Here is a 14,113-nt window from a genome sequence, read left to right on the forward strand (position 1 = left end):
TACACAGTATGACCTTATGGCGGCGAAATACCTTTCATGGGGTCAGGTCATGCCGGCGAGTACCTTGTCGAGCGTCAGCGGATAGTCGCGGATGCGAACGCCACACGCGTTGTATACGGCGTTGGCGATACATGCACCCGCTCCGGAGATGCCTACTTCGCCCAGCCCCTTGATCTTCAGCGGGTTGGCCTTATCGTCGAGTTCGGGCAGGAAGATCGCTTCCATCGGGCCGATATCCGCATTCACGGGTATGTGGTACTCGGCCAGATCGTGGTTGACGAACGCGCCGTAGCGCGGGTCGAGCACCATCTCTTCGGAGAGTGCCGAGCCCACGCCGAAGATCATGCCGCCCAGTGCCTGGGAGCGCGCCGTCTTCGGATTCAGGATGCGCCCTGCAGCGAACACCCCGAGCATCCGACGCAGACGGATCTCGCCGGTATCCCTGTCGACACCGACCTCGGCAAAAAAGGCGCCGTAGGTGTTCTGGTTATAGTTGGTGTTGTTGCTGCCCGGCTCGACACCGCCATCCGCAACCACGTCGTGGCTAGCTGCAAGCGCTGTATAGCTGACGCGTTTCTCGCCGTCGGTCACGTGACCATCCTCGAAACGCGCCCTGTCCGGGTCGATGCCCGCGGAATGGCACAGCTTCGTGCGCAACTGCATGCAGGCGTCGTAAAGACCCGATCCGGCGCTGGCGGCGCCGAACGACCCGCCGGAACCCGGGGTTTCAGGGAAGTCCGAATCACCAAGGAGGATCGTCACCCGCTCCATCGGCAAACCGAGCAGGTCGGCAGCAATCTGCGTGAAGATCGTATAGGAGCCCGTGCCGATATCGGTCATGGCCATGCGTGCGGTGAGCTGACCGGTCGCATCGAGGCACACGTTTGCCTTCGACACCTGCAGCATGTTGCCGCGGACCGCGGAGGACATGCCGATACCGACGAGCCAGCGTCCATCGCGCACCTGGGCGGGACGGCCGACGCGCTTGTCCCAGCCGAAGCGTTGCGCGCCTTCACGCATGCATTCGACCACCTTGCGTGAAGAGAACGGCACGCCCAGTTCCGGGTCCACGGTGGGCTCATTGCGAATGCGCAGTTCGACAGGGTCGATGTTGAGCCGGACAGCGAGTTCGTCCATCGCACCCTCCAGTGCCAGCAAGCCGACGGCCTCGCCCGGTGCGCGCATGGAGATGGCAGGCGGCAGGTCCAGGTCCACCTGGCGGTGCGTGTTGAGGCGATGGTCGCCTGCATAGCGCGAGCGGGTTCCCAGCACGGTCGGTTCGAATTCGTCGTTGCCCGGTTCGTTACCCGACCAGGCCTCATGCGCCTCGGCGAGGATACGTCCGTCGGCGTCGGTGCCCAGACGCACACGCTGGATGGTGTTTGTGCGATGGCCGACGACGTGGAACAACTGCTGACGGGTCAGAACGAGCTTGACTGTCTGGCCGGTGGCCTTCGCGGCGAGCGCCGCCAGCACGGCATCCGGTTGCACGTCGAGCTTGCTGCCGAAACCACCCCCGATGTACGCAGAAAGAAGACGGACTTTCTCAGGCGCGAGCCCGAACGTGGCGGCAAGTGCCTTTCGACCCGGGCTGGGCATCTGGTTGGACGTCTGCACAGTGAGCTTGTCGCCTTCCCAGTGGGCGATCGTCGCGTGCGGCTCCATGGCGGCGTGGAACTGAAAGGGCGTCGTGTAGACGACATCCAGCTGGTGCGGCGCGGCGGCGTAGGCGGCGTCGAAGTCGCCCTTTTTCGTATCGGCCTTCGCGAACGAAAGATCTTTCGGCTTGCGCGCCGTTTCTCTTTGGGTGGCGAGGTCGAAGCGACCTGCCTGCGCATCGTATTCCGGGCGAACCAGCGATGCGGCATGGCGAGCCTGTTCGTACGAGCGGGCGATCACCAGGGCGACCGGCTGCCCGAAGTGCTTCACCGAGGTTCCGGTGAGTTGCGGAATCGCATCGTCGGACGTCGTGTCCTGATGAGGAACGTTCTTTGCCGTCATAACCTCGATAACGCCAGGGGCGTGCTTTGCCGCCGTCGTGTCGATGCCCAGGATGCGTCCCCGCGCGATCGTTGCAAGCACGGGAAAGGCATAGGCAACCGCGCCCACACCACCGTGTTCAGCGGCATAGGCCACTTTGCCCTGAACCTTCAGCGGCCCATCGACACGGTCGATGGCTTTGCCGGTGAACCCGTTCGAAAGGGTGTCGAGCGGCGTGACGCCGACCGTCGTGTCCATGCGGATCGTCATGCGGCGGTCCTCCCACATGCTTCGACCAGCACCGCACCGAGTGTGCGACGTGCCAGGGCGACTTTGAAATCGTTATGCCCATACCCTTGCGCACCGGCCAGCGCGGTATCGGCGACGGCGCGCAATGAGGCTTCGTCGGTCGGCGTTCCTTGCAGGGCATCCTCCAACGTCTGGTCGCGCCACGGCATCGCGGCAACCCCACCGAAGGCGACATGGGCGGAGACGATGCGGTCGCCATCCAGCGCGACGATCGCGGCGACGGAGATCAGCGCGAAGGCATAAGACGCTCGATCGCGAACCTTTCGATACACCTGCCGGCCTTCGGGTGGCACAGGCAAGGTAACGTGGGTAATCAGTTCGCCCGGGTGCAGCGCCGTTTCGATCTGCGGGGTGTCGCCCGGCAACCGGTAAAAATCCGCGATGGGAATGGCGCGCTCCTCACCCGAGGGTAGGAGGGTGTGGATCACCGCATCGAGAACCCGCATAGCCACGGCCATGTCGGAAGGATGCGTGGCGATGCAGGACTCGCTCGCGCCGACGATGGCGTGGATCCGGTTGAATCCACCTATCGCCGCGCAACCGCTGCCCGGATGGCGCTTATTGCACGGCATCGACGTGTCGTAGAAGTAGTAGCAGCGCGTACGCTGCAACAGGTTGCCGCCGGTCGTGGCCTTGTTGCGAAGCTGCCCCGAAGCGCCCGCGAGCAGGGCGCGCGAAAGCACGGGATACCGCTCGCGAACGCGTTTGTCCGCGGCGAGATCGCTATTGCGCACGAGCGCACCGATGCGCAGACCGCCCTCGGCCGTCTCCTCGACGGTGTCGAGACCGAGCCGGTTGATGTCCACCAGATGCTCGGGCGTTTCGATGTCCAGCTTCATCAGGTCGAGGAGGTTAGTGCCACCGGCGATGAATCGGGTACGTCGCTGGGTTACAGCGGCTCGTGCGGCGTCGCCGGGCGAGGTGGCACGTTCGTACGTGAACTGTTTCATGCGGTGCCCTCCGTGGCATCGGCGATCGCGGCGACGATGTTCGGATAGGCACTACAGCGGCACAGATTGCCGCTCATGCGCTCGCGGATCTCATCGTCGGTCAGGACCGTCGTCGCGGCGAGGTCCGTCGTCACGACGCTGGGCCATCCGGCGCGCACCTCGTCGAGCATGCCGGTCGCCGAGCAAAGCTGTCCCGGCGTGCAATAGCCGCACTGAAATCCGTCGTGTTTGACGAACGCGGCCTGCAGGGGGCTGAGTGTGTCGCCCCGCGCGAGTCCTTCGACCGTGGTGATCGCGTCGCCATCGTGCATGACGGCAAGCGTCAGGCAGGCATTGATCCGACGGCCATCGACCAGCACGGTGCAAGCACCGCACTGCCCATGGTCGCAGCCCTTCTTCGAGCCGGTCAGGCCGAGGTGTTCGCGCAGCGCGTCGAGCAAGGTGACGCGAGGGTCCATATCGAGGTCATGATCGGCACCGTTGATGCGCAGCCTGGTCTTGACCGTGTCGATGCCAGGAATGCGTTCGGCAGGTCGGGCCATAACGCTGCCGGACATCGTTTCGTGTCGGGCCGCGCTCGCGGATGTTGGCTGGGCTTTCGGCTGCATGCCGTTCTCCGTGGGTGGGCGACGAAGGTCGTCGCTGCCTGGGTTCCCTACGGTTGTAAGCATCGCGGCGTGAATACGGCGGCGCGGTATGCCCTTGCGGGCTTGCCAAAGCGTTTACATTCGGCCTCGTTGTGGGTCAAGTTGTCCGGCCGCGACGGCGCGTGCGACATCGGCTTCCGTATCGAGATCGCTGGCGAAAGCGTCGTCACGGACCGCTTGAGGCGTGGCGTGCTGCCATAAGGCGCGAAAGCCCGTGTCGCCCTCGAGTGCCATGGCACGCATCAGTGTGACGGCACGGATCACGGCGGGTACGCCCAAGGCTTCGCCATAGGCGGTGACCGTGTCGCTCGAGCCATCGTGCATGGCGAGCAGCCGCCACAGGTGCGCTTCGTCCAGCGCCAGTTGGTCGACGACCACGACGAGGACCGGGTTCGTGCGCCCCGTCAGCGCATCGGCGGCGACGCGCAGCGAGGAGGCCATACCCGTGTCCCAGTCGGGATTGAAAACAGCAAGGGCGCCGGCCAACTGGCCACACATACGCTCGGCGTGTGCGCCCAGGACCGCCACGGTCTTGCCGGGGCGGGTTGCCGCGACCAGCCGCGCCGTTCTGGCGATCAGCGTTTCGCCAGAGATAGTCAGCAATTGCTTGGGCTGGCCCAGGCGCCGGCTGCCGCCTGCGGCGAGTATCACTGCATCATGCATACCGATCACGGCAGGCGCGCACGGTCGCGCTGGCACACCTGGGCGAGGATGGACAGGGCAATGCCGTGCGGGGTCTGTGCGCCGATCGGTAGCCCGGCGGGCAGGTGCAGCTTTTGCAGTTCGTCGTCGTCCACCCCCTCGTCCTTGAGGCGCTCGACCCGCGCTCCGATCTTATTGCGACTGCCCAGAATGCCCACGGCGAACGCGGGCGAATGCAGCGCATGGGTGGCCACGGCGTGGTCGATTTCGGCATCGTGGCTCAGCGAGTACACCGCCGTGCGATCGTCCAGCGCGAGTTCACCCAGGGCAACGGAAAGGCTGCGCGAATCGTATCCGGCAAGCGGAATGCCTGGCGGCGGCTCGACCGGACCATGCGGTCGCAACAGGACGACCTCGACACCGAGCACCGGGGCAAGGTGCGCGACCGCCAGGGTCACCGGGTCGCCACCGATAGCGACCAGGCGCAACGGCGGCCGCTGGACACGCGCATAGCTTTGCGCGTCGGGATCGCAGGCGCCGTCGACGATGTCCCATGCGCCGGTCTCACGATCCGACAGGACGGTAACCGTCCGCCGTTCCCGGCGCGCGACGGCAAGGGTATTCACATACCGCGAGGGCTCGTGCAGTTCACGAACGAAGATGCCGATCCGGCCGCCGCAGCTGAGCTGGATGTCCAGTACCGGGCTGCCGACGCCGTAATCGAGCAGACGCGGCCGGCCTTCGGCAAACACCCTCGCGGCCTCTTCGGCGACCGCCGCCTCGACGCAGCCGCCGGACACATAACCCGCGACCCGACCGTCCGCGGCGATGATCATTTCGCTGTTTAGCGGCCGGGGCGACGGGCCCACGATGTTCACCAGCGTCGCCAGCGCCACCCGGCCTGCGTGCGCGTAGTCCCGGGCGGCGGGAAGCAGGTCCTCGACCAGCGCGTATTCCGGCCAGGCTGGCCAGGCTGGCGCAATCGAAGGGTTCAAGGCGTTCATGCCCGAAGTCTGGCACGATTGCACGTGAAGAGCCCGGCGGGGCCGGATACACCCCGCTTACGCGCATTGTGCTTTCCTGAGGCGACATGTCCCCACTCATCGACCGTCACGGACGTACCAAGCGCAAGCTGCGGATATCGCTCACCGATCGCTGCAATTTCCGCTGTACGTACTGCATGCCCGAGCATCCCGATTGGCTGCCGAAAGCCAGCCTGCTGGCGCGCGACGAAGTCGTCCGCCTGGCGGGCCTGTTCGTGGATCACGGCATCGACCAGATCCGCCTGACCGGCGGCGAACCGCTGTTGCGTCGCGACGTGCTGGAATGCGTGCACGAGATCGACGCCCTGCGCGAGCGCGGCCTCCGTCGCCTGTCGATGACCACCAACGCGTCTCGCATGGCGCCGAAGGCCCGGGAACTGGTCATGGCGGGCGTGGACGATTTCAACGTCAGCCTCGACGCGGTCGATCCGGAAACGTTCCGCCGCCTCACCCTGCGCGAAATCGCCCCGGTGCTCGATGGTATCGATGCACTGGTCGCCGCGGGAGCCAACGTCAAGCTCAATGCCGTCGTCATCCGTGGCGACAACGAGAAGGACATCGTACCGCTGCTGGAATGGGCCATGGACAGGAAGCTTCCTCTTCGTTACATCGAATACATGCCGCTCGACGCGCCCGGTCACTGGAAGCGCGACGCCGTGGTTTCCGAGGCCGAGATGCTGGCTGCGATCCGCGAGCGCCACGAAGTGGCCACGCAGCCGCGCGGACACGATCCCGCCACGCCTTACCTCGTCGACGGACATTACCCGCTCGGCATCATCTCGACCGTGTCGAATCCGTTCTGCTCAACCTGCGACCGACTCCGGATCACGGCGACGGGCGAACTGTTCACCTGCCTGTTCTCGCCGGTCGGTACGCCGCTCGGCGCGCGCATGCGCGAGGGCATCGCCGACGATGTACTCGCCGAGCAGGTGCGTCGGGCGGTCTGGCTCAAGGACGCGGGATACGCGTCCCGGCCGGGTCCGGTGGACAGGCCATTGACCATGCATGCGATGGGTGGATGAAAACCCTTACTTTCGAACTTTTTGCCAATCTCGAACGCCTGGCGGGTGCGAGCACGTGCCAGGTGGAAGCGCGCGACGACGTACTTACCGTGGCCGACGCACTGGCCCTGCTGGCAAGCGAACGCCCCGAGCTGGCGTCCGCGCTCGATCGTTGCGCCTGCGTCTCGGGAGACAGCATCGTGCGTCGCGCGGACCCCGTGCCGGCCGATGGACGCATTGCGCTACTGCCACCCGTGGCGGGAGGTTGAACATGGAACGTACGGTGCTTTCCCACGATGCGGTGACCGTGGAGCCCCTGCTTGAACTGGATGCCCACCCGGAGTGCGGCGGCCTGGCGCTGTTCGTCGGCACGGTGCGCGATCACCACGAAGGGCGTTCGGTGCGGCATCTGAAATACACCGCCCATGAACCGCTCGCGGCGAAGATCATTCGCGAGGTGGAGGCGGCGACGCGCGAGAAGTATGGCGTGCCCTACGTGCGCGTCGTGCATCGCCTCGGCGATCTGTCGATCGGCGATATCGCGATCGTCTGCGTGGTTCGCGCCCCACACCGGGCGGAAGCCTTCGACGCCTGCCGCTATGCCGTCGATGCCGTGAAGCACGGCGCGCCAATCTGGAAAGAAGAATTCTATACCGACGGCAGCAGCGCCTTCGTCGAAGGATGTTGCATTCGCGACGACCTCGACGAGACGCCGCCGCCGTCGCATCGCCACCACTCGCATACGAGCCACGGATGAAAGACGTCAGCCAGAAGCCGGATTCCCTTCGTGTTGCCCGCGCCACCGCCACCCTGCACGCGCCTGCCCACTGCATCGAGCTGCTACGCAGCGGAGATACCGAGAAAGGCGATCCACTGAAGACGGCGCGCGTCGCTGGCATCCTTGCGGCCAAGCGAACGGATGAACTCATTCCGCTGTGCCACCCCTTGCCGATCCACCGCGCCGAGGTTACCTATGAACTGTCCGACGCATCGGTGCGGGTCATGGCCGAGGTGCAGACGATCGGACCCACGGGTGTCGAGATGGAAGCGTTGACGGCGGCCAGCCTTGCCGCGCTCACGCTCTACGACATGCTCAAGCCGTACTGCGAGCCGGACGAATTGCACATCGAAGACTGTCGCCTGGAGCGAAAGACCGGCGGCAAGTCACACTTCAAGCGGACGTTGTCGGTGGCGCGCAGCGCTGCGGTCGTGGTCCTGTCCGACACCGTGGCCAGTGGGGCAAAGCCCGACACCGCGGGAGCCTGGGTGCGTGACGCCCTCGTCGCGGCCAACTTCGGCCCTGTGGAGTACGCCGTGATCCCCGACGACGCGGCCATACTGGGTGACCTTCTCGGTTCCCTCATCGCTGCCGATACGGCCATGATCATCACCGTGGGCGGGACGGGCCTCGGGCCACACGACATCACCGTCGATACCGTCAAGCCGATGCTCGATGTCGAGATCCCCGGCATCATGGAAACCGCGCGCGCCTTCGGTCAGCAGCGCATGCCGTTCGCCATGCTGTCGCGTGGCGTGGCCGGCTACGTCCGCGACAGCCTGATCCTTACCTTTCCGGGTAGTCGCGGTGGCGCCAGTGAGTCGCTCTCGGCCACGTTGCCCGGGCTCATCCATCTGCTGGAAACCGGCCGTGCCGGCGGGCAACATCCGGGCGGTTACGGCGAGGCGCACTGAGTGGCCTTGCTGCCGATCACGGAAACGTTCGAACTCTATCGGCAGTGGGTAGGCCGCTTGCCGACGCATCGCCTGCCTGTGGAACTCGCCCTCGGTGCGGTGCTGGCCGAAGCGGCCACGGCGCGCATCGCGTTGCCACGTTTCACCCAGAGCGCGGTCGATGGCTACGCCCTCCTTGCCAGCGATGGGCAGATGCAAAGGACGCTGATCGGGACGGCAGCGGCCGGCGATCCTGCCAACGTCATCGTCGGATCGGGGCAGGCCGTTCGGATCCTCACCGGCGGCGTTGTCCCCGAAGGGGCGGATGCCGTGGCGCGCCAGGAAATCGTCGAACGCACGGGCAACGGCATCGTGCTTACCGAGGCGGTGCGAAAGGGTGAAGCCATCCGTTACGAAGGCGAGGAACTCGCGGCCGGCAGCATCATCGCGAACGCCGGGCAGCGAGTGACGGCCGGTCTCGTCGCGGCCTTCGCCATGGCGGGTATTGAAAGTGTCGAGGTTTACCGCCGCCCCCGGGTCGCGGTTCTCGTTACTGGCGATGAAGTCGTGCGCGCGGGTGAGCCCCTGGCGCCCGGCATGGTCTACGACGCCAACGGGCCGCTGCTTCGCGCGTGGTTCGTCGAAAACGGCTATGGCGAGCCGGTGGTGGCCTATGTACGCGACGACGAGATGGCGCTTGAAGAAGCCCTGAGCGCGGCGCTCGACAGTGCCGACCTCATTGTGACCAGCGGTGGCGTCTCCGTCGGCGATCGCGACTTCGTGCCGGCGGTTGCCGATCATCTCGGCGTGCGCAAGGTGTTCTGGAAGGTGGCGCAGAAGCCCGGAAAACCGCTGTGGTTCGGCATGCGCGAGGGCAAGGTGTTGCTCGGCATGCCGGGCAACCCGGCCGCCGTGCTGGTGTGTCTGGCCGTCCATGCGCGTGCCGTGCTTGGTCACCTTGAAGGTGAGACGGCGGATCAGCCCAAATGGCGCCGGGGTGTCCTCGGTGCGCCCGTCGACGCGGATGCGGAGCGCGACCGACTGGTACGGATGCGGCTACGGAACGAGGACGGCGTCGTCATGCTGCAGGCGCTGCCCCATCAGGACTCGCACATGCTGAGCAACCTTGCCTCGGCGCATGCGCTGGTCTGGCTACCCTCTCGCGCGGAGGCTTTCGCCCCCGGCGAGCGGGTCTCGTGGATCCCGATCTGACCTCTTACCAGGCCTTCACGTCGGTCACGACCACGGTGTAGTCCGACATATCCGCCGAGTAGCGAAAGAGACGGCCGAGGTCGAAATCGACGCTCTTGCCCGGCTCGATGTTGGAGGTACCGGCCGGCCAGCCCTGCTTGCTGGCGATGACCTTGCCGGTCGAATCCTTGGCGTCGATGCGAATCTGCGCTGCGGCGGCCTCGGGGCACTTGTTGACGAGGTTGCCCTTCATGCTGAAGCGCGGCTGGCCCGAGCCCTGCTGCACCTTCACGGCGAAGCCGTCGATGGTGAAATCCTTGGCGGCGCAGGCGGCCTGGGCGGACAGCGGAGCGGCGAGAAACAGCGCGGCGGCGATGGCGATCTTCTTCATGGGTGTTACCTGTCGTCGATAGGGAAAGGCTCGCACTTGGTGAGGGCGCGTAACCTTCGTATCGGCAGGTTCAATGTCGACTTTAGGCCGGATTTGTCCCGGGGGCTCAGACGGCCGGGGCGAACAGGTCGCCGATGACGTCGCTCTCGGGCTCGAACCATCGCCTGACTGGCGCAAAGCTCCGCCGGTGGGCGGCGCAAGGGCCGAGCCGGCCCAGGGCATCCAGATGCTCTGGAACGCCGTAGCCCTTGTGCCTGGCGAACCCGTAGCCCGGGTGCTCGGCATCGAGGGCACGCATGTGACGGTCGCGGCTGACCTTGGCGAGGATCGAGGCGGCACTGATCGCCGGCTCGGTGGCGTCGCCGCCAATGACGGCGCGGCCCTCGCAGGGCAGCGTGCGCGGCAGGCGATTGCCGTCGATCAGGGCCATTTGGGGCGCCAGGGAAAGCCCCATCAACGAACGGGTCATGCCCACCATCGTCGCCTGGAAGATGTTTATCCGGTCGATTTCCTCGCGCTCGACAAAGATCACGGTCCAGGCCAGCGCGCGCTCGACGATACGGCCGTAAAGCTTCTCGCGTACGTCCTCGGCAAGCTGTTTGGAGTCGTTGAGGCCGCGGATCGGCCGGATCGGGTCGAGGATGACGGCGGCGACGACCACGGGTCCGGCGAGCGGGCCGCGACCGGCCTCGTCCACGCCGGCGACGATGAGGTCTCGGCTGAGCTGGCTGCTGACATTGCGCTTGCGGGGCATGGGCGCAGCCTAGGCCTGACGCCCGGCGGCCGGCAAGGCGGTGGGGGACATCAGTTCGGCAATGGCGTCAGCGGCGTGGTCAGCCGCGCGGCCCTCGAGGCCGCCGCGCAGCTCCTGGTGCAGGTACTCGAACGCGGCCACCACGGCACCGCGGCGCTCGCTGTCACCCAGTAGCGCCAGGGTGGCATCGGCCAGATTTTCCGTTGTGCAGTCGTCCTGCATGAATTCGGGGACGAGCAGGCGCCGGCCCAACCCGCAGGCACGGGCCAGGATGTTCGGCAGGCTGTAGACGTCGGTCTTGAGCATGCGCAGCGCCTTGGCGATGCGATAGCTGGTGGGCGAGACGCGGTAGCCGACGACCATCGGCCGCTTGGCCAGCATGGCTTCGAGGGTCGCCGTGCCCGAGGCGAGCAGAACGACATCGGCGGCGAGCATGACCTCGTGGGCGTGGCCATCGATCAGCAGGGGGGGTGTGCCCGGGAAGTCCGCCAGCAGGGCTTTTAGTCGCGCATGAACGCGCTCGTTCGCGGCAGGCACCACGATACGCAGGCCCGGCATCGCCATGGCAACGCGCTTGGCCGCCGCGATGAAGATGGCGCCGACACGTTCGATTTCGCTCGGCCGGCTACCGGGTAGTACGGCAAGGACCGGTGCATCCTGTGGCAGGCCGAGCGCGTCACGAGGCGCGGCCCGGTCGGATACCATCGGGAAACGATCGGCGAGGGGGTGACCGACGAAGCGCGCGTCGATGCCGTGCTTCGCGTAGATCGGCGGCTCCATGGGGAACAGGCAGAGCACGCGATCGGCGGACTGGCCAATCTTCTCCGCGCGCTTCTCGCGCCACGCCCATACGGATGGACTGACATAGTGGATCGTGTGCAAGCCGGCAGCCTTGAGCTTGCGCTCAACGCCGAGGTTGAAGTCGGGTGCATCGATACCGACGGTGATGTCGGGGTGCGCTGCCAGAAGCTTGCGAAGAAGCGCCTTGCGCAGGCGCAGCAGGCGCGGGAGGTGCTTGACCACTTCGGCAAAGCCCATGACGGACAGTTCGCGGATGTCGAACCAGGACTCGAAGCCACGCGCCGTCATGCGCGGTCCGCCAATGCCCACGAAGCGCGCGGCGGGAAATCGCTCGCGCAGGGCGTCGATGAGGTCCGCGCCGAGTTGGTCGCCGGAATCCTCGCCAGCGATCAGGGCGATCGTCGGCAGGGCAGGGGAAGGCGGGATCGGCTGCATGACGTCAGCGGGCGAGCGCGCGCTCGCTGCGGTCGAGGAACTCGAGCATCTGGCGCACATCCTCGCTGGTCTCCGCCTGCGCGAGCAGCTGTTCGCGGGCCTCGGCCAGCGGCAGGCCGCCCATGTACAGCGTGCGGTAGGCCCGCTTGATGGCAGCGATGCGGGCGGTGTCGAATCCGCGGCGCTTCAGCCCTTCGCTGTTGATGCCGCGCGGACGACCGCGCGTTTCGTTCGCCATCATCACGAACGGCGGTACATCGGAGCCGACCAGGCAGCCCATGCCGATGAAAGCGTGAGCGCCGACCTTGCAGAACTGATGCACGCCGGAATAGCCCGACATGATCGTCCAGTCGCCGATCTCGGCATGACCGGCGAGTGCGGAGTAGTTCGAGAAAACCACGTTGTTGCCGACCTGGCAGTCGTGTGCGATGTGCACGTAGGCGAGCAGCCAGTTGTCGTTACCGATGCGCGTGACGCCACCGCCGTCGCCCGTACCGCGATTGATCGTGACGAACTCGCGGATGAGGTTGCGGTCGCCGATGACGACTTCGGTGCGTTCACCTTGCCATTTCTTGTCCTGCGGCGGACCACCGATGGAGGCGAACTGAGAGATGCGGTTGTCGCGGCCGATGGTGGTCGGCCCTTCGATCACCACGTGCGGACCGACAGTCGTGCCTTCGCCAATGACAACGTCGGCACCGATGACGCTGAACGCCCCGATGCTGACGTTGTCCGCGATGCGCGCGGATGGATCGATCTGCGCGGTGGGGTGGATCATTTATCGCTCCTGGCGGCGCACATGAGCTCGCAGGACGCGACCGTCTTGCCATCGACCAGAGCCCTGGCCTCGAACAGGCCCATGCCACGAAGGAGACGCTTGAGCGATACCTCCAGGCGGAGCTGGTCGCCCGGCGCGACGACGGCCGAGAAGCGGGCGTTGTCGACCTTCACCAGATAGAACAGCGGGCTGCCGCCCTGGCCTTCGATCTGGCTGGTGAGCTGGGTAAGAAGGCCGGCGGTCTGCGCCATGGCTTCGACGATCAGCACGCCCGGCATGACCGGGTGGCCCGGGAAGTGGCCCTGGAAGAAGGGTTCGTTGATCGTGACGTTCTTGATCGCTGCGATGCTCTTGCCCGGATCGAGTTCGATCACCCGGTCTACCAGCAGGAACGGGTAGCGGTGCGGCAGCAGCCGCTGGATTTGCTCCACATCCACCGGCAGCTTCACGGCAGCATTCGTATCGGTCATTGCCCTTTTTCCTTTTCCAGCGCCGACAGACGGCGCGCGTACTCGTCGAGATGTTTGAAGCGTGCCGCATTGCGCCGCCACTGGCGGTTGTCCTGCAGCGGTGTGCCGGATGAATATTCGCCCGGTTCCCTGATCGATGCGGTGACCAGGCTTTTCGCCGTGATGGTAACCCGGTCGGCCAGTTCGAGGTGGCCGAGGACCCCGGCGTTGCCACCGATGAGGCAGTAGCGACCGATTTTCGCGCTACCGGCGACGGCGGAGCAGCCCGCCATGGCCGTATGGGCGCCGATGTGCACGTTGTGCGCAATCTGGATCTGGTTGTCGAGGCGGACATCCTCCTCGAGCACGGTATCGTCGAGCGCACCGCGGTCGATGGTGGTGTTGGCGCCGATTTCGCAATCGTCGCCGATGCGCACGCCACCCAGCTGGGGCAGTTTCACCCAATGGTCGCGGTCGAAGGCCAGGCCGAAGCCGTCGGAGCCGATGACGGCGCCCGGGTGAACCAGTACTCGCTTGCCGAGCGTGACACGGATGACCAGGGTCACCCGGCCCACCAGTCGCGAGTTTGCACCGACCACGCACCCCGGCCCGATGGCGCAATGAGGTCCAAGGATGGCGCCTTCCTCGATCACGGCACCTTCGTCCACGACGCAGCACGGGCCGACGCTGGCCGTGGGGTGCACGCGCGCGGACGGTGAAACGACGGCGCTGGGATGGATGCCACGCGGTGCGGCGGCGACACGCTCGAACAGTGCGGCGATTTTCGCGTAGGCGACGTAGGGATCCTTCGCGACGAGTGCCGCACCCTTGCGCAGGGCAAGAGCCTCCTCGGTGAGCACGACGATGCCGGCCTGTGATTCGGCCAGTTGCGAGGTGTACTTCGGATTCGACAGGAAAGTGAACTGAGATGCGGTGGCTGCGGACAAGGTGCCGACGCCATCCACGACCGTGGCGGGATCGCCGTGGGCTTCGAGGCCGAAACGTTCAGCCAGCTCGGCCAGGGTGTATTGCGGATTTCCGCTCACGGGGCACTCCATAAAAAAGGGGTGG

At 66.0% G+C, this 14,113-nt stretch carries 16 protein-coding genes; 5 read left to right on the forward strand and 11 right to left on the reverse strand.

The window, feature by feature from the left end; translation table 11 throughout:
• Positions 1–42: 42 nt before the first annotated feature.
• The 5 genes from HB634_RS11610 to HB634_RS11630 form a co-directional block, all read right to left on the reverse strand.
• Positions 43–2,250: a xanthine dehydrogenase family protein molybdopterin-binding subunit gene (locus tag HB634_RS11610; protein WP_255548511.1), complete on the reverse strand. Its 2,208-nt coding sequence runs from the start codon at positions 2,248–2,250 to the stop codon at positions 43–45.
• Entirely contained in the window at positions 2,247–3,239 is a 993-nt protein-coding gene (locus HB634_RS11615) for a xanthine dehydrogenase family protein subunit M (protein WP_063573518.1), read from the reverse strand. Before HB634_RS11615 ends, HB634_RS11610 begins: the two co-directional genes overlap by 4 nt.
• Complete coding sequence (locus tag HB634_RS11620) at positions 3,236–3,847, reverse strand: 2Fe-2S iron-sulfur cluster-binding protein (protein WP_213948679.1); 612 nt, start codon at positions 3,845–3,847, stop codon at positions 3,236–3,238. The genes HB634_RS11615 and HB634_RS11620 overlap by 4 nt, the downstream gene beginning before the upstream one ends.
• A gap of 114 nt (positions 3,848–3,961) precedes the next feature.
• A complete protein-coding gene (locus HB634_RS11625; protein WP_213948680.1) occupies positions 3,962–4,549 on the reverse strand; it encodes a nucleotidyltransferase family protein in 588 nt (195 codons plus the stop codon).
• 5 nt (positions 4,550–4,554) lie between these two features.
• A complete protein-coding gene (locus HB634_RS11630) occupies positions 4,555–5,532 on the reverse strand; it encodes an XdhC family protein (RefSeq protein ID WP_213948681.1) in 978 nt (325 codons plus the stop codon).
• 86 nt (positions 5,533–5,618) lie between these two features.
• On the opposite strand from HB634_RS11630, the gene moaA reads away from it, so the two are divergent.
• Genes moaA through HB634_RS11655 form a run of 5 tightly spaced genes read left to right on the forward strand, consistent with a single transcriptional unit; the run spans position 5,619 to position 9,455 of the window.
• Complete coding sequence (gene moaA, locus HB634_RS11635) at positions 5,619–6,593, forward strand: GTP 3',8-cyclase MoaA (RefSeq protein ID WP_213948682.1); 975 nt, start codon at positions 5,619–5,621, stop codon at positions 6,591–6,593.
• Positions 6,590–6,841 carry a MoaD/ThiS family protein gene (locus tag HB634_RS11640; protein WP_213948683.1) on the forward strand — a complete coding sequence of 84 codons (252 nt, stop codon included), beginning with the start codon at positions 6,590–6,592 and terminating at the stop codon, positions 6,839–6,841. The genes moaA and HB634_RS11640 overlap by 4 nt, the downstream gene beginning before the upstream one ends.
• Positions 6,842–6,843: 2 nt before the next feature.
• Complete coding sequence (locus tag HB634_RS11645; protein ID WP_213948684.1) at positions 6,844–7,329, forward strand: molybdenum cofactor biosynthesis protein MoaE; 486 nt, start codon at positions 6,844–6,846, stop codon at positions 7,327–7,329.
• On the forward strand, positions 7,326–8,264 hold the full coding sequence (gene moaCB, locus HB634_RS11650; RefSeq protein ID WP_063573823.1) for a bifunctional molybdenum cofactor biosynthesis protein MoaC/MoaB: 939 nt from the start codon (positions 7,326–7,328) through the stop codon (positions 8,262–8,264). The genes HB634_RS11645 and moaCB overlap by 4 nt, the downstream gene beginning before the upstream one ends.
• On the forward strand, positions 8,265–9,455 hold the full coding sequence (locus tag HB634_RS11655; protein ID WP_213948685.1) for a molybdopterin molybdotransferase MoeA: 1,191 nt from the start codon (positions 8,265–8,267) through the stop codon (positions 9,453–9,455). It abuts the gene before it with no gap.
• Between the two features lie 4 nt (positions 9,456–9,459).
• Here HB634_RS11655 and HB634_RS11660 read toward each other — a convergent pair whose 3' ends face one another.
• From HB634_RS11660 to lpxD, 6 genes are all read right to left on the reverse strand, one after another.
• Entirely contained in the window at positions 9,460–9,825 is a 366-nt protein-coding gene (locus tag HB634_RS11660; protein WP_213948686.1) for a hypothetical protein, read from the reverse strand.
• A 106-nt stretch (positions 9,826–9,931) separates the two neighbouring features.
• Entirely contained in the window at positions 9,932–10,579 is a 648-nt protein-coding gene (gene rnhB / locus HB634_RS11665) for a ribonuclease HII (protein WP_213948687.1), read from the reverse strand.
• A 9-nt stretch (positions 10,580–10,588) separates the two neighbouring features.
• Positions 10,589–11,815: a lipid-A-disaccharide synthase gene (gene lpxB, locus HB634_RS11670; RefSeq protein ID WP_213948688.1), complete on the reverse strand. Its 1,227-nt coding sequence runs from the start codon at positions 11,813–11,815 to the stop codon at positions 10,589–10,591.
• A gap of 4 nt (positions 11,816–11,819) precedes the next feature.
• On the reverse strand, positions 11,820–12,593 hold the full coding sequence (gene lpxA / locus HB634_RS11675) for an acyl-ACP--UDP-N-acetylglucosamine O-acyltransferase (protein ID WP_213948689.1): 774 nt from the start codon (positions 12,591–12,593) through the stop codon (positions 11,820–11,822).
• Positions 12,590–13,063, reverse strand: a complete 474-nt coding sequence (gene fabZ, locus HB634_RS11680) for a 3-hydroxyacyl-ACP dehydratase FabZ (RefSeq protein ID WP_063573126.1) — start codon at positions 13,061–13,063, stop codon at positions 12,590–12,592. The genes lpxA and fabZ overlap by 4 nt, the downstream gene beginning before the upstream one ends.
• Positions 13,060–14,100, reverse strand: a complete 1,041-nt coding sequence (gene lpxD, locus HB634_RS11685; RefSeq protein WP_063573125.1) for a UDP-3-O-(3-hydroxymyristoyl)glucosamine N-acyltransferase — start codon at positions 14,098–14,100, stop codon at positions 13,060–13,062. The genes fabZ and lpxD overlap by 4 nt, the downstream gene beginning before the upstream one ends.
• Positions 14,101–14,113: the final 13 nt, after the last annotated feature.

The sequence above is a fragment of the Luteibacter sp. dw_328 genome (genome assembly GCF_018449605.1).
Lineage (GTDB): Bacteria > Pseudomonadota > Gammaproteobacteria > Xanthomonadales > Rhodanobacteraceae > Luteibacter.

Coding starts and splice junctions, on each gene's coding strand:
- HB634_RS11610 (WP_255548511.1), bottom strand. CDS start 2,250: ATGACGATCCGCATGGACACGACGGTCGGCGTCACGCCGCTCGACACC.
- HB634_RS11615 (WP_063573518.1), bottom strand. CDS start 3,239: ATGAAACAGTTCACGTACGAACGTGCCACCTCGCCCGGCGACGCCGCA.
- HB634_RS11620 (WP_213948679.1), bottom strand. CDS start 3,847: ATGCAGCCGAAAGCCCAGCCAACATCCGCGAGCGCGGCCCGACACGAA.
- HB634_RS11625 (WP_213948680.1), bottom strand. CDS start 4,549: ATGCATGATGCAGTGATACTCGCCGCAGGCGGCAGCCGGCGCCTGGGC.
- HB634_RS11630 (WP_213948681.1), bottom strand. CDS start 5,532: ATGAACGCCTTGAACCCTTCGATTGCGCCAGCCTGGCCAGCCTGGCCG.
- moaA (WP_213948682.1), top strand. CDS start 5,619: ATGTCCCCACTCATCGACCGTCACGGACGTACCAAGCGCAAGCTGCGG.
- HB634_RS11640 (WP_213948683.1), top strand. CDS start 6,590: ATGAAAACCCTTACTTTCGAACTTTTTGCCAATCTCGAACGCCTGGCG.
- HB634_RS11645 (WP_213948684.1), top strand. CDS start 6,844: ATGGAACGTACGGTGCTTTCCCACGATGCGGTGACCGTGGAGCCCCTG.
- moaCB (WP_063573823.1), top strand. CDS start 7,326: ATGAAAGACGTCAGCCAGAAGCCGGATTCCCTTCGTGTTGCCCGCGCC.
- HB634_RS11660 (WP_213948686.1), bottom strand. CDS start 9,825: ATGAAGAAGATCGCCATCGCCGCCGCGCTGTTTCTCGCCGCTCCGCTG.
- rnhB (WP_213948687.1), bottom strand. CDS start 10,579: ATGCCCCGCAAGCGCAATGTCAGCAGCCAGCTCAGCCGAGACCTCATC.
- lpxB (WP_213948688.1), bottom strand. CDS start 11,815: ATGCAGCCGATCCCGCCTTCCCCTGCCCTGCCGACGATCGCCCTGATC.
- lpxA (WP_213948689.1), bottom strand. CDS start 12,593: ATGATCCACCCCACCGCGCAGATCGATCCATCCGCGCGCATCGCGGAC.
- fabZ (WP_063573126.1), bottom strand. CDS start 13,063: ATGACCGATACGAATGCTGCCGTGAAGCTGCCGGTGGATGTGGAGCAA.
- lpxD (WP_063573125.1), bottom strand. CDS start 14,100: ATGGAGTGCCCCGTGAGCGGAAATCCGCAATACACCCTGGCCGAGCTG.